Origin of the sequence: Pontibacter ruber (assembly GCF_023630205.1) — a bacterium.
In the GTDB taxonomy this organism is placed as follows: Bacteria; Bacteroidota; Bacteroidia; order Cytophagales; family Hymenobacteraceae; genus Pontibacter; species Pontibacter ruber.
Genome location: NZ_JALPRR010000001.1, coordinates 1,106,953 through 1,126,399 on the forward strand (window position 1 = coordinate 1,106,953; position 19,447 = coordinate 1,126,399).

At 49.8% G+C, this 19,447-nt stretch carries 17 protein-coding genes and 1 tRNA gene; 4 read left to right on the top strand and 14 right to left on the bottom strand.

The window, feature by feature from the left end; all coding sequences use genetic code 11:
* Nucleotides 1–9 precede the first annotated feature (9 nt).
* On the top strand, nucleotides 10–1,173 hold the full coding sequence (locus MJ611_RS04925; protein ID WP_250428395.1) for a mechanosensitive ion channel family protein: 1,164 nt from the start codon (nucleotides 10–12) through the stop codon (nucleotides 1,171–1,173).
* Nucleotides 1,174–1,563: 390 nt separating this feature from the next.
* Here the strand turns inward: MJ611_RS04925 and MJ611_RS04930 are convergent, their stop codons facing one another.
* Nucleotides 1,564–4,059 (bottom strand): YhdP family protein, encoded by a 2,496-nt coding sequence (locus MJ611_RS04930; RefSeq protein WP_250428396.1) that lies wholly within the window; start codon nucleotides 4,057–4,059, stop codon nucleotides 1,564–1,566.
* Between the two features lie 211 nt (nucleotides 4,060–4,270).
* Here MJ611_RS04930 and MJ611_RS04935 point away from each other — a divergent pair.
* Nucleotides 4,271–4,345 (top strand) — tRNA-Val (locus MJ611_RS04935).
* Nucleotides 4,346–4,525: 180 nt separating this feature from the next.
* Here the strand turns inward: MJ611_RS04935 and coaE are convergent.
* From coaE to MJ611_RS04975, 8 genes are all read right to left on the bottom strand, one after another.
* A complete protein-coding gene (coaE, locus tag MJ611_RS04940) occupies nucleotides 4,526–5,140 on the bottom strand; it encodes a dephospho-CoA kinase (RefSeq protein ID WP_250428397.1) in 615 nt (204 codons plus the stop codon).
* Between the two features lie 4 nt (nucleotides 5,141–5,144).
* On the bottom strand, nucleotides 5,145–6,023 hold the full coding sequence (locus MJ611_RS04945) for a YbbR-like domain-containing protein (protein WP_250428398.1): 879 nt from the start codon (nucleotides 6,021–6,023) through the stop codon (nucleotides 5,145–5,147).
* A 108-nt stretch (nucleotides 6,024–6,131) separates the two neighbouring features.
* Nucleotides 6,132–6,434, bottom strand: coding sequence for a preprotein translocase subunit YajC (yajC, locus tag MJ611_RS04950; protein ID WP_250428399.1), 303 nt, complete (start codon nucleotides 6,432–6,434; stop codon nucleotides 6,132–6,134).
* 36 nt (nucleotides 6,435–6,470) lie between these two features.
* Nucleotides 6,471–7,016: a DUF1573 domain-containing protein gene (locus MJ611_RS04955; RefSeq protein WP_250428400.1), complete on the bottom strand. Its 546-nt coding sequence runs from the start codon at nucleotides 7,014–7,016 to the stop codon at nucleotides 6,471–6,473.
* Nucleotides 7,017–7,039: 23 nt separating this feature from the next.
* The gene (locus MJ611_RS04960; protein WP_250428401.1) at nucleotides 7,040–8,038 is read right to left on the bottom strand and encodes an isocitrate/isopropylmalate dehydrogenase family protein; all 999 of its coding nucleotides are present in this window, start codon (nucleotides 8,036–8,038) and stop codon (nucleotides 7,040–7,042) included.
* 3 nt (nucleotides 8,039–8,041) lie between these two features.
* On the bottom strand, nucleotides 8,042–8,362 hold the full coding sequence (locus tag MJ611_RS04965) for a YtxH domain-containing protein (protein ID WP_250428402.1): 321 nt from the start codon (nucleotides 8,360–8,362) through the stop codon (nucleotides 8,042–8,044).
* A gap of 83 nt (nucleotides 8,363–8,445) precedes the next feature.
* Complete coding sequence (gene nusB / locus MJ611_RS04970; protein WP_250428403.1) at nucleotides 8,446–9,585, bottom strand: transcription antitermination factor NusB; 1,140 nt, start codon at nucleotides 9,583–9,585, stop codon at nucleotides 8,446–8,448.
* A gap of 268 nt (nucleotides 9,586–9,853) precedes the next feature.
* On the bottom strand, nucleotides 9,854–10,954 hold the full coding sequence (locus MJ611_RS04975; RefSeq protein WP_250428404.1) for a Glu/Leu/Phe/Val family dehydrogenase: 1,101 nt from the start codon (nucleotides 10,952–10,954) through the stop codon (nucleotides 9,854–9,856).
* A gap of 150 nt (nucleotides 10,955–11,104) precedes the next feature.
* On the opposite strand from MJ611_RS04975, the gene MJ611_RS04980 reads away from it, so the two are divergent.
* The gene (locus tag MJ611_RS04980) at nucleotides 11,105–12,889 is read left to right on the top strand and encodes an ABC transporter ATP-binding protein (protein WP_250428405.1); all 1,785 of its coding nucleotides are present in this window, start codon (nucleotides 11,105–11,107) and stop codon (nucleotides 12,887–12,889) included.
* A gap of 156 nt (nucleotides 12,890–13,045) precedes the next feature.
* Entirely contained in the window at nucleotides 13,046–13,456 is a 411-nt protein-coding gene (locus MJ611_RS04985; protein WP_250428406.1) for a helix-turn-helix domain-containing protein, read from the top strand.
* Between the two features lie 30 nt (nucleotides 13,457–13,486).
* Here the strand turns inward: MJ611_RS04985 and MJ611_RS04990 are convergent, their stop codons facing one another.
* From MJ611_RS04990 to truA, 5 genes are all read right to left on the bottom strand, one after another.
* Nucleotides 13,487–14,101: a TetR/AcrR family transcriptional regulator gene (locus MJ611_RS04990; protein ID WP_250428407.1), complete on the bottom strand. Its 615-nt coding sequence runs from the start codon at nucleotides 14,099–14,101 to the stop codon at nucleotides 13,487–13,489.
* A 95-nt stretch (nucleotides 14,102–14,196) separates the two neighbouring features.
* Nucleotides 14,197–14,718 (bottom strand): GyrI-like domain-containing protein, encoded by a 522-nt coding sequence (locus MJ611_RS04995; protein ID WP_250428408.1) that lies wholly within the window; start codon nucleotides 14,716–14,718, stop codon nucleotides 14,197–14,199.
* Nucleotides 14,715–16,484 (bottom strand): ABC transporter ATP-binding protein, encoded by a 1,770-nt coding sequence (locus MJ611_RS05000; protein ID WP_250428409.1) that lies wholly within the window; start codon nucleotides 16,482–16,484, stop codon nucleotides 14,715–14,717. Before MJ611_RS05000 ends, MJ611_RS04995 begins: the two co-directional genes overlap by 4 nt.
* A 740-nt stretch (nucleotides 16,485–17,224) precedes the next feature.
* The gene (locus tag MJ611_RS05005) at nucleotides 17,225–18,532 is read right to left on the bottom strand and encodes a cystathionine gamma-synthase family protein (protein WP_250428410.1); all 1,308 of its coding nucleotides are present in this window, start codon (nucleotides 18,530–18,532) and stop codon (nucleotides 17,225–17,227) included.
* A gap of 12 nt (nucleotides 18,533–18,544) precedes the next feature.
* Complete coding sequence (gene truA, locus MJ611_RS05010; protein ID WP_250428780.1) at nucleotides 18,545–19,300, bottom strand: tRNA pseudouridine(38-40) synthase TruA; 756 nt, start codon at nucleotides 19,298–19,300, stop codon at nucleotides 18,545–18,547.
* Between the last annotated feature and the right edge of the window lie 147 nt (nucleotides 19,301–19,447).

The following is a 19,447-nucleotide window of genomic DNA, read 5'->3' on the forward strand; positions in this document are numbered from 1 at the left end:
TATTTGCCTATGCTTTGGAGTGATTTGTTAAAGTATGAGTTTTTAGGCAACACCATTGCCAATTACCTGTGGTTTGCCGGCATCCTGCTGTTTGGCTTTATCTTCAAAACACTGTTGTCCCGGTTAGTTACGGGCATCATGTTTAAGCTGGTAAAGCGGTTCTCGGATGATGAAGAAAGCCAGACCTCTTTCCGGCGCCTGCTGATACAGCCGCTGGAGGTGCTTCTTTTCCTTGTCTTCCTCTACTTTGCCGTCCAAATGCTGGATTTTCCACTGGATCCGACAGAAGCCGGCAACAAGAATGAACCGTTCATCAAACGGTTTGCTTTCCGTACTTACCAGATCTTTGTGATCGTGGCCGTTACGTGGGTCATCACCCGCTTTGCCGACTTTGTCGGGCTGATCTTTAGCCACCGGAGCGCAAAAACAGCCTCTAAGCTCGACGACCAGCTGGTGCCTTTCTTTAAGGACTTCTCGAAGGTCATGATTTGGATCTTTGCGTTCCTGGTAATGCTGGGCTCGGTGTTTGGCGTGAACGTAGCAGGCCTGGTAGCAGGTCTGGGAGTGGGTGGTTTAGCCATTGCGTTTGCAGCCAAAGAAAGCTTAGAGAACCTGCTGGCTTCCTTCACCATTTTCCTGGACCAACCGTTTGTGGTAGGCGACCTTGTGGAAGTGGGTGGTATAACAGGCGTGATTGAAAAGATCGGCTTTAGAAGTACGCGCATCCGAACGCTGGAAAAAACCTTTGTAACGGTGCCAAACAAAAGTATGATCGATAAGCCGCTCAACAACCTGACGCTGCGCACCTTCCGCCGGGTTAACTTTGATATCAACCTGACCTATAACACCACTTCAGAACAGATCAGAACAATCGTTACGGAGATCCAGGAGTACATTGACAACCACCCGATGACGAACCAGGACGGACGCACCCGGTTCCTGAAACTGGGCCCTCACTCAAAAGACGTAATGGTGCTCTACTTTATCAATACAATTGATTGGAACGAGTATATCGACATCAAGCAGGAGATCACGTACAAGATTGTGGAGATCGTAGAAAGGAACGGTGCCGAATTCGCTTTCCCGTCTCAGACGCTGTACATAGAGCGCCCGCAGGAAAAGCAGCCTGCCAGTCAGCGCCTTCAGGTTATGCCTGCTTCAGATATGGAGTGATCGAAAACAAAAAAGCCGGAGAAACTCCGGCTTTTTTTTCACCCTTATATTTTTAATCTCTCATCGAGGATACCTCGGTAGCATTATATTCAAAACCCTTCTAAACAATATAACCTAATCAAGTATCCGATTAAACCTAAAACCATTATACTACTCTCAACCTCTTGTTGTTTTTTGTAGTTTTGCTTTCTTTAACGTGCCTTATAGGTTATAGTTATACCTGAAACATAATTTTTTTAATATTCCTCTCTTATTTAAGAGTAAACTTATCATAACACAGAGTATAGGTTAAATATAACTTAATCTATATAAATTAACTTGGCGTGTTATTTCTTTGTATGGGAAGTATAAACTACTGACAGTCACCACCTGTTATTCTCTTGCAGAGCTTTAGTTGTCAAAATCAAAATACTCATCTTCCTGCAGTTCTACCTTCTTCTCTTTTTTCTGTGGTTTTTTGCCCCGCAACAGGTCTCGGAGTTCCTGTTTCTCCTGCTTCAGATCATCGCGTATTTTTTCACGCACCCGCTCATTGTCATAGGCTACCTTAAAGTTGTTTTCCTTGCCTTTCAGGGTGAGATAGAGCATGCTGTTGCCGGCATCTGTATCATCTGCCACCACACCGTACACGGAGTCCTTATCGGGCCTGCGGCTCTTTAGCAACGGCAGCTTGATCTTGTAGTCCATGTCCTGATCGAACGTATGCATGCCAGAGACTGAGACAACCGGCATAGCCGATAAATTCGAGCGGATATCCATTTCAGGAATATAAATGGTGCGCTGCTGTATCCAGAAATTATTATGCAGTTCGGCAAAATGCATGTTGGCCAACTCGGAACGCTTTACGAAAGCTGACATCTTTTGCATGGGTGCAAAATTGATTAGCTGACCGTTGCGTACGGTAGCGGCTATTTCGGCCTGCAGCAGGTCGGTCTTAGGGTTCAGGCCGCTGTCAAAGTACACTTCCGATACAATGTCTGCGGTAAGGTTGCCGCGCAGGTTCCGGTCAACTATAAAATCCTGTCCAAAGTTCTCGAATACATAAAACAGGCTTTCCACATTCATGTTGTCGAGCCGCGAGGCAGTGCTGACCTTGATGTGCTCACGGGAACGGGCATCAAGCGTGCCACGCACGGCAAAGCTGCCGCCAATGGTATTGAAAGAAATATTAGGCGAAGACACTACCTGGTTTCGCAGCGTCACTTCCCCTTTTACCTGCTCGCCCTGAAACCGCCTGAACTTCATTTTCCCGATGGAGGCCGTAAGATCAAAGGCAATGGCCGGCGAGATAACAAACTTATAACCGGAGGTGCTGACTTCTTTTCGGGCGCTGGCAGCCGTATTCTGTTCCTGGCTCAACAACTGATCAAAGTTCATGTAATTGCTCCGGAAGTCTGCCTCCACCAGCAGCCGTTGCTTGTTCAGCAGCAACCAGGCCATCACGTTGCGGAACATACCGTTCAGCACAAAGTCCGACTCACCCAGCTTGCCACTGAAATCCGAAACGGCCACATCGTTCTTCTTGAACATAAAGTTGCCGTTGAGGTTGGTGAGTGGCAGCGGCAGGTCCTGCAGCGCCAGCGATACATTGTGCAGCGTGACATCGCCGGAAGTATGCACGGTGCTGTTGCCGGGTCGTGCTTTAAACTCGTTGAAGTTACCCGAGAACGCGATCCGCACATCTGCTATGCCGCTGCCGCTGCGTACTTCTTCGAGCTTTGCCAGACCCAGTACATAGCCAACATCCAGTTTGCCCTTGGCGTCAAAAGCAATGGTGGGATTTTCGAAATTGCTGTAGGTGAGATTTCCGGAGAACGGGTGCCCGCTGAGCACACCTGTAATGTTCTTAAGTTCCAGTCTGGAGGTGGCCGCATTGTGCTGTTTGCCGTTTGTAAAGCTGCCGGCAAAATTTAACTTCTCGACGCGCTGCTTCACGTCCGGATGGTAGAACGAGGCATTGCGGCAGCCGAAATTAACGGTTATCTCAGGATTGTCCCGGGCAGTTACTTTTCCTTTCACGGCTCCGTTAAAATAAATGTCTCCGTCGCTGCGGTACTGGCTGAACTCTTTGCTTATACTTTGCGGCAACAACGACAGCATCGATTGTATACTTGTATTTTTACCGTTCAGCTTCAGGTCAAGCGTTGTGGGGCCTGCGTAGCCAATCGAGCCGCCGAGTTCGTAAGCCGCGCCTTCAACTTTTATAACCGATGGCTGCAGTAGTATGGTTTTGCTCTGCCGGTTCACTGTAAGAGCAGTCTGCACATCTACAGCTTTGCCTTTGAAGTACTCTCCTGAACTTATTCTGATCGTGTTAACCGTTGCCTTGCCTTCCGCCTCTATGGCAATGGTTTCGTTCTGTATGGCTAACGCAGCTGCCATCTGGTGGGCTTTTACCTGATGGCTTTGTTTCAGAATCTCATCGGTGTAACGCACCTCTACTTCATTCAGGCTGATCTTTTCCAGGTTGAAGGCAAAGTCCTCGCTGGCAGCCGTTGTATCCGTCACCAGCACGTCATAGTTCACTTTACCTGTTGGCAATACCCGCACGTGCACTTCGCCGTTCTCCATGAACAGTTGCTTCACGTTATACTTGCCGCGCACGATGTCCCACAGGCTGAAAGTAAAGTATAGTTTTTGGGCCCGGGCCAGCGACTTGGTGCTTTCAGGCACGCTCTCGATTACGTTAACTTTATCGAGGGCTACAGCTACCTGCGGAAATTTGTCCCAGAGTGAGAGCGATATTTTCTCTACCTCTACCTTGGTTTTGATGTGCTTGTTAGCCTCGGCCACAAAAAGATTGATTATTTTATCCTGATAAGCGAACACTACTGCCAATGCTACGCCCACTGCCGCAAAAAAAATAGCAGCAGAATAAAATAGCACTTTTTTAACAAGCCTTTTTTGCCTCAAGGGAAATAACAGATTTTAAGCACCTTACGAAACCTAAAGGTACAGCCAGAAATACAGGCGTACAATAGATGGCTGCGGTTGAAAAAAAATTTAAGTTTTTTTTCGCAAACGTTTTGCAGATTCAGAAAAACACCCCATATTTGCATCATCAAACGGGGACAACAGGTCAACGAAACGAAAAAACGGGGTGTTAGCTCAGCTGGTTCAGAGCACCTGCCTTACAAGCAGGGGGTCACTGGTTCGAATCCAGTACGCCCCACAAAAGGACAACTGCAAAGTTGTCCTTTTTTTATGTCCATACTTTATCTAAGTATAACCCTTTCTCCTTTTGCCCCTGCATTTTCTTGCACTAAAGCTTGTACTTTAGTCAACGACGTGCCTCCCGCTGTTGGTATAGCCAGCGGTAACATTCAGGTAGAGCAAGTATAAAGTATGGGATTTAGGCGCCTGCAGTGGCAGCGCTGCTTTGGGCCAGGAATTTCTCGTGTAGCGTGAGTACCTGAGGGATGAGCAGTTGCTTATCGTCGTTGTAAATAACGTAATCGGCACGCTTCATTTTCTCTTCCTCTTTCAGTTGCTTCCCTATAATGGCCCGGATGTCAGCTTCTGTGCGGTGTGGGTCGCGCTGCAGCAGGCGTTTGATGCGAACGTCCATTGGAGCGTATACGGTGATGATCTGATCCATCTGCCGCCACGACTCCGACTCATACATTAATGCTGCTTCTTTGATGATGTAAGGAGCCCCTGCGTGTGCTTTTAGCCAGTCGGTGAAATCTTCGCCCACACGCGGATGCACAAGACCATTGAGCTGTGCCAGGCGTTCGGGATTGTTAAAGACCACCCCTGCCAGGTAGGTGCGGTTCAGCTCGCCGGCTTTGTTATAAGCATCTGCGCCGAAGGCTTCCGTTAATTCTTTTTTCAGGATCTGGTTGTGGTGCATGACCCACTTGGCACGGGTATCGGCATCGTACACAGGTATACCCAGCAGCTGGAACAGGCGGCAAACCACTGTTTTGCCAACGCCTATGCCTCCGGTTATACCTATTTTCAACATCTGCTTACCTAAGTATGACTTTTACCCGATCCGGCCATAATGTTATGTTACGGGCTCCTGCAGGCTTTTGTACCAGTTCCGGCACCAGCGTGGAGTCTCGTTGGTTACGCTTGGCGTAATCAAGTACAGCTTTAAAGGAGTCCCGGTTCATGAGCGGCACCGAGTCGGCAAGCAACTGATAGCGCACCAGCACGGCACCAGGTAGCATGGTCACGCTCTCACCTTCGGGCACGTTCACCAGTTCAGGCTCTACCTGGCGCTCTTCCTGCACCAGCGCTTTTACATTTACCTTTACAACCGCCTCCGCTATGTCGGATTTCACCAGTGCCTGATAGTCGTAGATAATAGGGGTTTCTATCTCAGCAGGAGCTGTCAGCTTTTGTTCCGGCAGCCGCAGCACAAACGGATCGGGAATGCTGTCTACCATAGAAGAGGGACCGGTAAATGTTATGGAGTCCGGCGCAATTCTGATTGGCCCGACTACAGCATAGCGGTCTGCAGCGATGGCTTGCCTTGGATCCAGTTTTAAAGCGACGCGGCGCTTTACCTTGCTGTCAAAATCAAAGTATAGGGTATCTGTCACTACGAAGTTGAGCTGCAATCCATCCATGGCATTGACCAGAGCGGGCCGAAGGGCAGAGCCAAGCAGATAATTATTGCGGGGAAGATTACGGATGTAGATCTCGGCAGGCTGCACTTCCAGCCGCAGGGCTTTGCGCAGCAGCTTCCATCCTTTGCCGGTTACGTTGATGGCTACTTCTTCAGGCAGCGGCTTAACGGGCACCAGCCGCTTATCGTTGTATACAAACTTGACCGGGTAGGTAGTTTGTGTGGAGTAGCTTTTATTGAGGGCATTGAGCAGCCAGAATGTAGAGGCCGCCACAAAACAAAGCAATACTACGCGCCAGTATTGCTTTGTTTGTGGTCTGAATGGCCTTACAAACCATAAAATGATATTTCGGGCTTTCTCAAAAGGCAATGTTACTTGTTTTTACTTCACCTTAGCGGTGGCTTCCATAGAGATTGCAGACTTATCGAACGTCAGGCGCAGGCCTTTGTCCACTTCGATCACAACGGTGTCGGCTTCTATTCCAACCAATGTGCCGTGCAGGCCACCAATGGTTACCACGCGCATGCCTTTGGTCAACTCTTCACGAAACTTCTTCTGGTCGCTGGCCTTCTTCTGCTGCGGCCTGATCATGAAGAAATAGAAAACCAAGATAATGGCACCAAACATGAGCAGTTGCGGAAGCATGCCTCCGTCTGGTGCGGCCTGTAAGAATATAGTTTGCATAAAACGATTTAATTGTACTTACCTCTACAGGCAAGCTTAGTTGATTTTTACAGGTCCCTCTGCGCCGGCAGTAGGCACGCTGCTGCCCTCTACATTGCCTTTCATAGAGATTCTAACAATGTTAGGTTCTGTGTTGGCTCTGATGGTTACGGTTGGAGACTGCTGTCCGAATTTGCCAGCACTGTTGAACTCCACTTTCACCTCGCCTGTCTGGCCTGGTGCTACCGGTGTTTTGGTCCAGTCCGGAGCTGTACAGCCGCACGATGCAGAAGCGCTCTCAATGATAAGAGGTGTTTTACCAGTGTTGGTGAACTGGAAAGTATGGTTAACCTTCTCGCCCTGCTTGATTGTACCGAAGTCGTATTCTGTTTCTTTGAACGACATTACCGGCGCATCAGCAGATGGTGTTACTTCCTCAGCAACTGCCACGTTAGGATTGGCTACTTGCTGTGGCTGCTCGGCAGGCGTTGTAGCTGTAGCTTCGCCGGCTGCAGCATTATCAGTAGTAGTTGCTGCCTGGTCACAGCTGGTAGCTAACAGGCCTGCGGCTAATACAAAAGGGAAAAACAGGTTCTTTTTCATGATAAGAACAATTTTATTCGGTTCTATAATTTTGCAATGATGTTGTTAGCGAACTCCATAGTGCCGGCACGGCCACCCAGGTCGCCGGTGCACTCTTCTTTGTTTGCTAAAGTTGCGTCGAGCGCTGCCTCTATGCGGCCGGCTTCTTCTTTCAGGTCGATGTGGTGCAGCATCATGATCGCAGAGCGAAGCAAGGCTGTCGGGTTAGCCAGTCCTTTGCCTGCAATATCAGGAGCAGAGCCGTGTACAGCCTCAAAAATGGCCATGTCGCTGCCGATGTTGGCACCGGATACAACACCCAGGCCGCCTACCAGACCTGCGCAAAGGTCAGAGAGGATATCGCCAAACAGGTTAGTTGTCACCACTACGTCGAACTGCTCTGGTTTTACAACCAGCTGCATGCACATGTTGTCGATGATCTTGTCATCCGCCTGGATGTGCGGATACTCTTTGGCAATCTGGCTGAAGATGCTCAGGAACAAGGCGCCTGCGCTTTTCAGGATGTTTGCCTTGTGCACGGCAGTTACCTTTTTGCAGTTGTGCTTGTTAGCGTACTCAAAGGCCGCACGAATAATTTTCTCACAGCCGGTGCGCGTGATGCGGGCAATAGAATCAGAGATCTGCAGGCGCTCGTCAAAAATTTCCAGGCCAGAGTATGCACCTTCGGTGTTCTCGCGGAACAGCACCAGGTTCACGTTGCTGAATTTTGTATCGATACCGGGCGTCGTTTTAGCTGGTCTTACGTTTGAGTACAGGTCAAACATCTGGCGCAGCTGCACGTTGATGCTTTTGAAGCCTTTGCCAACCGGTGTCGTGATAGGGCCCTTCAGAGCCACTCTGTTTTCCTTTAAAGAAGCAATCAGTGTGGAAGGGATCAACTCTCCGATTGCATCAAAAGTAGTTTGGCCAGCGTTTTCCTCTTCCCAGGTTACAGGCACATTGGCCGCACTAAAAATTGCTTTTACAGCTTCCGTTATTTCAGGACCTATCCCGTCGCCAGGAATAAGTGTAATATGTCTCATGTTTTATAGTTCTTTCCTGCTATTGATCTCATTAATAAGGGAATCCACGTCGCCGAGCAGCTTTTCTGCTTTGTCCTTGGCGTCCTGTATCACCCGCTGTCCTTCTGATTTAGCTGTGCTTGACGGCACCATATCACGGCTTGCCATCAGCTGCTCTAACAGATCAGACAGGTTGTCGCGGTATTTCTCAAGGCGGTAGCTAAGCCGGTCACGTGTTTCCCGGCCTTTTTCAGGGGCAAATAAAATACCCACAGCAGCACCAACGGCAGCACCTGTGGCAGCGCCTGACATAAAGGCCAGTAAGTTGTTTGTCTTCTTACTCATAGTTCTCTATATTCAAATATGTCGTGTTCATTTTCCTCCTTTTACGGAGTTTTCGATACCACGGCTAGTTGCAATAATTAAGCCTATTTGTTGTCGATCAGGCCGCGTCCGGACTTGCGTATATCACCTTTTGTCGTAAGCTCCTGGGCCATCTTGTCAAGCACCCCGTTCACGAACTGCTTGCTTTTTGGCGTGCTGTACAGCTTGGAAATCTCGATATACTCGTTGATGGTAACTTTTACAGGTATGCTTCTGAAGATGTGCATTTCGCACAGTGCCATCTTAAGTATGATCTTATCGAGCAGGGCCACACGCTCCACATCCCAGTTCTTCACGCTGGCGGCTATTAGCGCCTCATACTTCTCATCATCCTGGATGGTCTGGTGGTAAAGCTCCTCGAAAAAGGCTTTATCGTCTTCCCAGTTGGCAGACAGATCCAGCAGAACAGGCTCTTCCTCAGACTCTTCGCTAAAGATCTTGATCGTTTTGTTGACCAGGCTCTTTACAATGGCTTTGTTCTCGACCCAGTTCAGATCCTGCTCTTCAAACAAAGATTGTAAGTTTTTTTCTTTAAAAATAATGTTTTTGAAAATATGTTTGACGATCTCGAAGTCGTCTTCAGCCGTTGGCTGAGGCAGTGACAGGTAGGTTAAAAAGGCCTCATCCTCTTTCAGGATGTTTTTGTAAACCAGCCTGATCTCGCTGATATCGGAGCCCCAGCTGATGCTGCGGCGGATGATGTGCTGCTGATAGGATTTGTTGCTGAGCAGGCGCTGCACCACGCGGTTTTCCAGGAAACGTTTTACATCCGGGCCTTTGGCTGCGGTAAAACGTTTTTCTTTTTTCTCTTCTTCCTCCTCGATCAGGTTTACGATCACCTCCAGTATCTGGAGTGTGGCCAGGTAATGGTCGTAGATGCGCTCTACGGCGTTCAGCATCTGGTTGCCGTAGTGCTTGTAATCCTTCTTGACCAGGTTCTGATAATAAACGATGGCTCTGTTTACCGCATCGATTATCTCTTTGTCTGTTTCCTCGGTCTCGAACTGGCGCGTGTCAAACCACTCTTTGAAGAGCAGCTGGGCGATCTGCTTTTTCCCTTCGAGCAGCTTTCGGTCCTGCACCTCCATCGAGTTCAGGTCGGGAGCAAAGTCGTCTGCTATCTGGTCAAGCGCCAGCAGATAATCGGAACCTTCGGCCTGCATGTATGCATAAATCGCCTGCATGGCTTTGATTCGTAGTGTTCTGCGGTTGAGCATAATTATATTTAAGAGCGTATTGTGTTGTAAGTATAAAAACAAATCCGGCGCTTGTTGCTACACCGGTACTGATAAGGAAAGTTGCCATACGGCACTTTTCTTGATACTGAAACTATAAACTATACTTTGGTAAGTTAGTTCACAGGCCTGCAGGCAAAGCGCTTTGTTTAAAGCAAAAGTGCCACAGGTTATGCAGCACTTTTGACTTTATAGTTATAGTAACTACTGTTGCTTCTTAGTAGGTAGAGTGTACCTTGCCAATGCTCTGAATACGCTTCTCAGCTATTTTTGTAGCAGCTAACTGCGTATGGATGCCCTCTTTCTCGGCAAGCTCGAAAATATCCAGGGTATAGCCGTAGATACGCTCTGTCTGGGCATACGCGCTCTCGCGGTTGTAACCGATCAGCTCAGAGTACACGTTGATCAGACCACCTGCGTTGATCAGGAAGTCAGGCGCATACAGAATGCCACGCTCTGCCAGAGCAGGGCCTTGTATTTTCTCGTCGCGCAGCTGGTTGTTAGCTGAACCTGCAATGATCTGGCACTTCAGACGGCTTAGGGTGTTATCGTTTACTGTACCGCCCAGGGCGCATGGTGCATAAATATCTACATCCAGGTCATAGATCTCGTCCATGCCAACTACTTTAGCGCCATACTTGGTTGAAATCTCACGCAGACGGTCTTCGTAGATATCTGTGATGAAAATTTCTGCATTTTCTTTTGCCAGCAGCTCTACCAGGTAACCACCAACGTGGCCCACACCCTGTACAGAGATCTTCTTGCCGGAAAGGGAATCAGAGCCGTATGCTTTTTTAGCAGCCGCTTTCATGCCCATGTACGTACCGTAAGCTGTTACCGGCGAAGGGTCACCGCTACCGCCCATAGCTTCAGGCAAACCCGCTACGTGATCTGTTTCCATCTTGATGTACTCCATATCTTTTGTAGTGGTTCCTACGTCTTCGGCAGTGATGTAAGCACCGTTCAGGTTCTTCACGAAACGACCGTAACGGCGCATCAAAGCCTCAGATTTATCTTTTTTAGAATCACCGATGATCACAGCCTTACCACCGCCCAGGTTCAGGCCGGAGATAGCGGCTTTATAGGTCATACCTCTTGAAAGACGCAACACATCCTCCAGTGCCTCTGCATCAGAAGCATAAGACCACATACGCGTACCACCCAAAGCAGGACCAAGTACTGTGTTGTGGATGCCGATGATGGCTTTCAGGCCTGTGTCGTGGTCATGGCAGAAAACCACTTTCTCATGGTTGTATTCTGATATCTGACCGAAGATCGAGTTGTCTTTCTTCAGTTCTACTTCTTTAATTTCGACCATTTATGAATTTGATTAAGGGTTATTCTATCTTTGTGTGCATGAGGCTAGTAAACACTAACCCTTTCGCACCGCAAAATTAATTCTTTTTTTGATTAATTCAATTTGTACTTTGTAACTCCACGTAAAAGCCTAAGGCTTTAACCTATTGCTGTGAAATCATTACGCTATTTAAATAAGTACCTCCTCAAGTATAAATACAGGCTCTTCTGGGGCCTTGTGTTTACTATCATTTCCAACTTTTTCCAGATACTGCCGGCCCAGGTGGTGCGTCATTCCTTTAACCTGATCCGGGAAGGCATCAACCTCCACAGCCTCTACGAAGGAACAAGCCAGCAGGAGACGGTTTATGATATTTTCGCGAAGAGTATCCTGGTGTATGGGGTGGTGATCCTAGTGATGGCGCTGCTGCGGGGCGTGTTCCTGTTCTTTGTGCGCCAGACCATTATCGTGATGAGCCGCCTGATCGAGAACGATCTAAAGAACGAAATTTACGAGCACTACCAGAGCCTGCCGCTGAGCTTTTACCGCAAAAACAACACCGGCGACCTGATGTCGCGCATTTCGGAAGATGTAAGCCGGGTGCGCATGTACCTGGGACCGGCCATTATGTATGGCATCAACCTGGTCATACTTTTCATCATGGTGATTCCGTACATGCTGTCGGTTAACGTGAAGCTGACCATGTATACGTTGATCCCGCTGCCGATACTTGCCATCAGCATTTACTATGTAAACAACATCATCGAGCGCAAATCCGACGATATCCAGAAGAGCCTGTCGGGTATCACTACATTTGTGCAGGAAGCTTTTTCAGGCATCCGGGTGCTCAAGTCGTTTGTGCGCGAAGATGACTCGCACGCCAACTTTACTACGGCCAGCAACACCTATAAAGACAAATCACTGGAGCTGAACTTTGTTAACTCGCTGTTCTTCCCGCTGGTTTTGTTCCTGGTGGGCCTGAGCACTATTATAACAGTATACATTGGCGGGCAGGAAGTGATCAACGGCACCATTACCACCGGTAACATTGCCGAGTTCATCATCTACGTGAACATGCTGACCTGGCCGGTAACCTCGCTTGGTTGGACGGCCAGCCTTGTGCAGCGGGCAGCGGCATCGCAGGCGCGTATCAACGAGTTTCTGCATACCAAAACCGACATTGTTTCCCGTGAAAACATCATTAAGCCGATCGAAGGCGATATCGTATTCGAGCATGTTGATTTTGTTTATCCGGACACCAACATCCATGCACTGAAGGATGTATCGTTCCGCATCCGCCACGGCGAGACGCTGGCCATTATCGGTAACACAGGTTCCGGGAAGAGCACGATTGCCAACCTGTTACCGCGTATGTACGACGCCACCCGGGGCCGCATTCTGATCGACGGCATTGACGTGCGCGACTACAACCTGGAGAGCCTGCGCAGCCAGATCGGGTATGTGCCGCAGGATGTGTTCCTGTTCTCTGACTCTATCCGAAACAACATTGGTTTTGGCCTGCCAAGTATAACCGAAGAGCAGATGGTGCAGGCCGCTAAAGATGCCGACGTGTATGAGAACATCATGCGCTTCCCGGAGCAGTTCGAGACCAAACTGGGCGAACGCGGTATTACACTGTCTGGCGGACAGAAGCAGCGCGTATCCATAGCCAGGGCGCTGGTGCGCGAACCAAGTATACTTATCCTTGACGACTCGCTCTCGGCGGTAGACACTAGAACAGAAGACGCCATCCTTAACAGCCTGCGCCGCATCATGGTCAACCGCACGTCCATCATTATCTCGCACCGAGTGTCGTCGGTAAAGCTGGCCGACCGCATACTGGTACTGGATGACGGGGAGATTGTGCAGCACGGCACCCACGATGAGCTGATTGCCCAGGCCGGCCTGTACAAAGTGCTGTATGAGCGCCAGTTACAAACCGAAGACATGGAATAGCTTGCCTTTTCTGCCTCATTGTTAATGCCTGAAAGGCAGGCTTTGGCACACATTAAGGACTTTGCAGGAATTTTTTGAGATAGATTATGTTATAGGTACGTATAGTTATTCGAAAATTAACGTATAGCTACTTCTAACAACTAAATTCTATTCGGTATGGCTGTTGACTTGCAACAAATCGGCAAAAGATTCAGATTTTATACGCACCTGAAAGAGCTGGAGCTGGATGACCTGGAAAAAATGACGGGCTCCTCACGTGAAACCCTCTCCAACATCATTTCCGGGCAGAATTACCTCCTGGATGAGCTGGTAGCCATACTTAAAAATTTTCAGGACTTGAACCCGCAGTGGCTCATTTACGGCGAAGGCAGCATGTTTAAGCCGATGGATGAAGACGGCACCTGCCACGATCATCACAAAGGCTGCCTGAAAAAAGACAAAGCCGCTTACCTCAAACAGATGAAAGATATGCTTCTTGAGCTGGACGCAGCAGAAGTTGCCAAAGGCCATCACGCAGACGTGGAAGCGCTGAAAGCAAAGCTGGACCAGCTGAAGGCATCCGAATAAAACCTTCTTCGGCAGCCCGGCTTTTGTACTTTATACTTCACACTTCCGGATGCCGGTAATAATCAGATTTACTGTAAAGAGCACATCTTCCTCTATCTTCTGAAAATCAATGGTAGGAAGGTGGTGGTAGTATACCCGCTGGAACTCCTCGAACTGGATCAGGTCTTTGATCACCATGATGGAATAGCCTACCCGTTCGGCCTCGCAAGGGATAAAATCTCCGCGGCTGATACCCTCTTTTATCACGCTGGTATAAAAATTGGCCTCCTTTGCCCGGGACTCTTTGAAGAGCTCCTGAAAGAGGCTGCGTGTCTCAATCAGCACCTTAATAGAGATGGTGTGCTGCGTTACGATCTCCTGGTAGTAGCGTAGCGAAGAGCGTATGTACAGCAGCAGGCGTTTGTGGGGGTCCTGCTCCTGCTCGGCAATTTTCTTGATGCGGTAAAGGCTGTCTTTCCACTCCTGCGAGAAAGCCTCGATAAACAGGACCTCCTTGCTTTTATAGTAGTAGTATAGTGTGGGCTTTTTGAGACCAATGGCGTGCGCAATATCGTCCAGCGTGGCTTTGCTGTAGCCCAGCTTCCCAAAAACCGATTTGGCTGCTGCCAGTATCAGCTCCTTTTTTACCTCTGCCTTTTTGCTCACTTTACGCTTGCCCCGGTTTCACGTGTGGATGTATTGCTTACGCCTCTTCCGCTTTACTCAAATATAAAGTATAAATCTATACTTACAAGCCGGCGTTATTGCTTTACCAAAACCTCCAGCACCCCCTGGTCCTCTTCCGGGAACCACTCTACGTAAAATTCTTCCATCTTCAGCTTCTCTTCCTTGGCGTAATCAAAAGCGGCGGTGTACAGCTTGCGGGGCAACAGCGCTAAGTTGGCATTTGCTTCGGCATGGATCACCTTGCGCCCGCCGGGCACCGTGCGCAACGTATAACCATTTGGCAGCTTAGCTGTAGAGTCAGGGATGATGATGCCAATAAAGGCACGAAGGCTATCGCCGCTTTTTTCCGGATCGTTGTAGTAGATGTTACCCAATGTGCCCTTTAAGCTGCCCTTCTGCAATACATCAGCCGACATTTTAAAGGCATTCTGCAGCTTCTCATCTTTCATGGAGCCTTCGAATGGCACACCCGCCACATACATGGTTTTTGAGGTGGCAATCGTTACTGTTGGTTTGGTGAATCCTCCGAGGTACGTATAAAAAGTTATACCGATGATGGTAAGCACAACCAGTACTAATAAGGCTTTTTTGTTCATAGATCGATCATGTTCTTGTACTGCATCTGGTACAGCTGGGCGTAGTAACCGTTGTGCCGCAGCAGTTCTTCGTGGTTACCGGTTTCCATTATTTCGCCCCGCTCCATCACAATGATTTTGTCCGCCTTCTGGATGGTGCTGAGGCGGTGGGCGATAACGATGGACGTACGGCCACGCATTAGCTGATCAATAGCATACTGGATCAGCTCTTCAGTTTCGGAATCTACGCTGGAGGTGGCCTCGTCCAGGATGATGATGCGCGGGTTATAGACCATGGCGCGCACAAACGAGATCAGCTGCCGCTGCCCCACTGAAAGCGTGGCACCGCGCTCCATTACTTTGTAGTGCAGTCCTCCCGGTAACCGTTCGATGAACTTGCGGGCGCCTACCAGGTCGGCGGCATGCCACATCTGCTCTTCGGTTATACTTTTGTTGCCTAAACTGATGTTATCGGCAATGGTACCGGAGAAGAGGAATACATCCTGCAGCACCACGCCAATGCGGTGGCGAAGCACACTTAGATCAAACTCTTTCAAATCGTGCCCATCCACGTAAATATTGCCGCCGTTGATCTCGTAAAAGCGCGTCAGCAGGTTGATCACGGATGTTTTACCGGCACCTGTTGCTCCCACAAAAGCGACAGTTTCGCCGGCTTTCACATCAAACGAAATGTTGCGCAGCACCCACTCCTCTTCGTTGTAGGCAAACCACACATTGCGGAAAGCCACATCGCCGCGAATGGTTTCGGGAGCAAAGGTGCCGTTGTCGGCGATCATTTCTTTGCTGTCGAGCAGGCGCATGAGGCGCTCGGTACTTACCACCCCCAACTGCAGCGTATTGAACCGGTCAGCGATCATGCGGATCGGGCGGAAGAACATCTGGATGTAAAGGATAAATGCCATCAGCGTACCCAGCGAGATATCATCATCGATCACGCCGTGGGCACCGTACCATACCAGCAGACCCAAGCCGGCTGCACCAATGATTTCGGCTACCGGGAAGTATACCGAGTAGTAGAGCACCGAGCGAATGTTGGCGCGGGTATGCTCCTTGTTGATCTCCCGGAACTTGTCCATCTCGCGCTTCTCGTTGTTGAAAATCTGCACGATGCTCATGCCCGTGATGTGCTCCTGCACAAACGAGTTGAGCCTGGCCACGGCCGTGCGCACCTCCTGGAAGGTGTCTTTTATCTTTTCTTTGAACACGTAGGTACTGAAGAGCATGATCGGCAGCGTGGAAAGGCTCACCAGCGTCAGCTCCCAGTCGATGTAGAACATAAAGCCCAGGATGAATACCAGCTGCAGGATATCACCGATCATGGCGGCCAGGCCCTCGCTGAATACATCCGAAAGCGTCTCCACATCCGACACGTTGCGGGTAACAAGCGTGCCGATGGGCGTGCGGTCGAAGAACTTGAGACGCAGGTCAAGGATGTGGCGATAAAGCTTTACCCTGATGTCGCGCACCACGTACTGCCCCAGCCAACCCGCGAAATAAGTATGCAGGTACTGCACAATGGCATGCACCACCAGCAGCACCCCCAGTAGCACGAACATCTTGTTCAGGCCTTCCCAGTCGTTCTGCAGGATCTCGTTATCCACAGTATACTGGATCAGGAAAGGGCGCACGGCGGCAAGTATAGCCGAGGCAAAAGTAAGGAATACGATAAAGTAAAAGATCCTGACGTAGGGCTTCACGAACGTGAAAAGCCGTTTGAGCACATCGGAGTCGAAGACTTTACCAGTTGTTTTAGGCGTATTTTCCAAGTTTGTTACAGGTCAGGTCTTGAGGTTGAAGTATAAGCTTACTGCCGGAGCAGCCTTTTCTGTTACGTGCTTCTACTTGTAACCAGCTGTAAAGTTAATGGTTTTAGCGGGGATAGTAATGTTTCTAAGGGAGTTATTGGTTGAAGGGAGATTGCTGTAGTATCTGTCATTTGAGACAGATAAAATCTCTTCTTAGCGCTTAGGTTTATACTTTGTGCTGGCTAGCCTTTGCTTCGTAGCCTCTTCTCATCCCCAGTCTTACTCACCTTTTGTTCTATAGCTGCTTTTGGTGCGCTCAGGGCCGCGGGGCCTCGTCCTTGGGCATCGCGCTGTCTATTGAAGCTGCTCCTCGCTCCGCTGCGGGCTGCTTCGCTACGCTCAGCACCGCAACAATAGAAGGCGCTCAACCCAAGGACTGGAACAATACTGCTTCGGTAGCGGCTATGCAACTGGAATACAGTCCCCTCTCCTTGAGGAGAGGGCTAGGGTGAGATGTTACAACAGCATCTATGTAACCCATACTTTGAAGTATAACACTAGCAGAATTCCCCTCCTTGGAGGGGTGCAGGGGTGGGTTTATACTTTACCCGTACCAGATCTCTCACAGCTATGCTGGCTCTCTTCGGCTCTCGCCTCAAGAGTGTCGAGATAACAGCATCCTCCCCTGTTTTTAGAGGAAGGGAATAAAAAAGCCGGAGCTACTACTGCTCCGGCTTTCTACTATACTTCCACTTATATATTTATACTTCTTCCTCAACCAACTCTTCTACTTTGGCTAAGGCCTGTTCAATATCCGCGATGATATCTTCCGGATGCTCGACGCCTACCGAAATACGGATCATACTTTCGCCAATGCCCATCACGGCTCGGTCGGCAGGGCAAATGTCGGAGTGGGTCATGGAGGCCGGGTGCTCGGCAAGCGACTCGGTACCGCCTAAGCTTACGGCCAGTTTTATGAGCTTGAGGTTGTTCAGGAACAGGAACGCTTCTTTTTCACCGCCTTTCAGGTCAAACGCGATCATGGAGCCTGCTGAAGTGCACTGCTTCTCGAAAATGGCTTGTTGCTGCGGGTTGTCCTGCAGGTAACCCAGGTAGTAGATCTTCTCCACTTTCGGGTGCTGCTTCAGGTAAGCGGCAACTACTTCGGCACCTTTTGCCTGCGCTTCCATGCGTATTTTCAGGGTTTCCAGCGAGCGCATCAGCATCCAGCCGGTCCACGGGCTTGCCATGGAGCCCATAAACGTACGCATAGCTTTCACCTGTTTCATCAACGGGGCAGAGCCCAGGCAGGCACCCGCGATCAGATCGGAGTGGCCTCCGATGTACTTGGTTGCCGAGTAAAGTATAAGATCAGCACCGTGCTTTAGCGGGTGCGAGAAAACCGGCCCCAGGAAGGTATTATCCACCGCCACGATCACTTTCTTATCGGCAGTAGAGTGTTTTTTAGCCAGTGCCGCGCAGGCCTCGATGTCAACCAGGTGGTTTGTCGGGTTAGCTGGCGTTTCTACGTAGATCATGGCCAGCTTATCCGCCACACCCGTTTCTTCCAGCAGTTGCTCCACTTCTTCGGCGGTAGCGCTCGCCTGGAAGCCAATGCTCTGTATACCGAATTTCGGAAGGATGTTTTTGATGTAATAATCGGAGCCGCCGTAGATGGGTTCGCTGTGCAGGATCACGTCGCCGGGCTTGAGCAGCGCCAGCAAGGAGGTGCTGATCGCCGCCATGCCACTGGCAAAAACAGCCGCGTCTTCGGCACCGTCCCAGAAGCGCAGTCGATTTTCCAGTATCTCCAGGTCAGGGTTGTTGAGGCGGCTGTAGATCAGGCCAAGTTGCTCCTCTGCTCCTTTCTCGCGCAGCCCATACGCCAGTTCGAAAAAGGCTTTGCCCTCTTCAGCAGTTTTGAAAACGAAGGTAGATGTTTGATAGATGGGGGCTTTAACGGCCATTTCCGACCACTCCGGGTTGTACCCGTAACTCATCATGAGGCTTTCCGGACGCAGGTGTTTGCCGTTCAGGTGTGGCCCCAGATGATCTTCTTCTAGTTGCATAAGCTTATTTGGTTATTTAAGGTGTGTCTGAAAAAGATGCTCAGGGTATTCAACCCTGGCCAGGTATAAACCTTCTGCCGGAGCAGCGCCGCTTGCCTTGCTTCTGTCCTGGCTGGCAATAACCTGTTCGAACTGTGCTACCGTCAGTTTGCCACGGCCTACGTCGAGCAGCGTGCCTACCACCAAACGCACCATGCCCCTTAAGAAACGGTTGGCCCGGATGGTAAACTGCAGTGCATCCCCCTCCTGCCGCCACATAGCTTCGTAGATGTTGCAGTTGTAGTGCTTGGTATCGCCTTTCACTTTGCTGAAGGTAGTAAAATCCTCGTACTTCAGCAGAACGGCCGCCGCCTCGTTCATCTTTTCAACGTCTGGCTGACGGTTCAGGTAGGTGGCGTAGAAGCGCTTGAAAGGATCTTTAGCCAGTGTGATGTGATAATGGTAGGTGCGCGCGAAGGCATCGTAGCGGGCGTGTGCCTCGTCCGGCACCAGGTATAAGTTCTTTGCCACGATATCGTCGGGCAACAGGCGGTTGAAGCGGTACACCATCTGTGCAGGATCTAAAGCCTCAGGTACATCGAAATGCACGAACTGCTGGCTGGCATGCACGCCGGTATCGGTACGGCCACTGCCAGTCGAGCTGATCGGGTGACGCAGCACTTTGCTCAGGCAATCGTCGAGCACCTCTTGTACAGCGCGCGCGTTGGGCTGTATCTGCCAGCCATGGTAAAGTGTGCCGTCGTAGGCGATCTCCAGAAAATACCGCATAGGGCAAATATAAGATTTCCTGATGATAGTGAGCAGGAAAAGCTTTTCCTCCGACAAAATCTGCAAGAATGGCTTGGTGCCGTTGCTGGTGTTCTCTCCATGCCGCAAGTTTAGCGTTAGCGCAACTTGTGGCTGCACATGAGGCCA

Bases quoted from the DNA above. Each gene is read 5' to 3' on its own strand.
- MJ611_RS05005 (WP_250428410.1), bottom strand. From the start codon at position 18,532: ATGCAACTAGAAGAAGATCATCTGGGGCCACACCTGAACGGCAAACAC.
- MJ611_RS04960 (WP_250428401.1), bottom strand. From the start codon at position 8,038: ATGAGACATATTACACTTATTCCTGGCGACGGGATAGGTCCTGAAATA.
- MJ611_RS04985 (WP_250428406.1), top strand. From the start codon at position 13,046: ATGGCTGTTGACTTGCAACAAATCGGCAAAAGATTCAGATTTTATACG.
- truA (WP_250428780.1), bottom strand. From the start codon at position 19,300: ATGCGGTATTTTCTGGAGATCGCCTACGACGGCACACTTTACCATGGC.
- nusB (WP_250428403.1), bottom strand. From the start codon at position 9,585: ATGCAGGCGATTTATGCATACATGCAGGCCGAAGGTTCCGATTATCTG.
- yajC (WP_250428399.1), bottom strand. From the start codon at position 6,434: ATGCAAACTATATTCTTACAGGCCGCACCAGACGGAGGCATGCTTCCG.
- MJ611_RS04995 (WP_250428408.1), bottom strand. From the start codon at position 14,718: ATGAACAAAAAAGCCTTATTAGTACTGGTTGTGCTTACCATCATCGGT.
- MJ611_RS04965 (WP_250428402.1), bottom strand. From the start codon at position 8,362: ATGAGTAAGAAGACAAACAACTTACTGGCCTTTATGTCAGGCGCTGCC.
- MJ611_RS04955 (WP_250428400.1), bottom strand. From the start codon at position 7,016: ATGAAAAAGAACCTGTTTTTCCCTTTTGTATTAGCCGCAGGCCTGTTA.
- MJ611_RS04925 (WP_250428395.1), top strand. From the start codon at position 10: ATGCTTTGGAGTGATTTGTTAAAGTATGAGTTTTTAGGCAACACCATT.
- MJ611_RS04975 (WP_250428404.1), bottom strand. From the start codon at position 10,954: ATGGTCGAAATTAAAGAAGTAGAACTGAAGAAAGACAACTCGATCTTC.
- coaE (WP_250428397.1), bottom strand. From the start codon at position 5,140: ATGTTGAAAATAGGTATAACCGGAGGCATAGGCGTTGGCAAAACAGTG.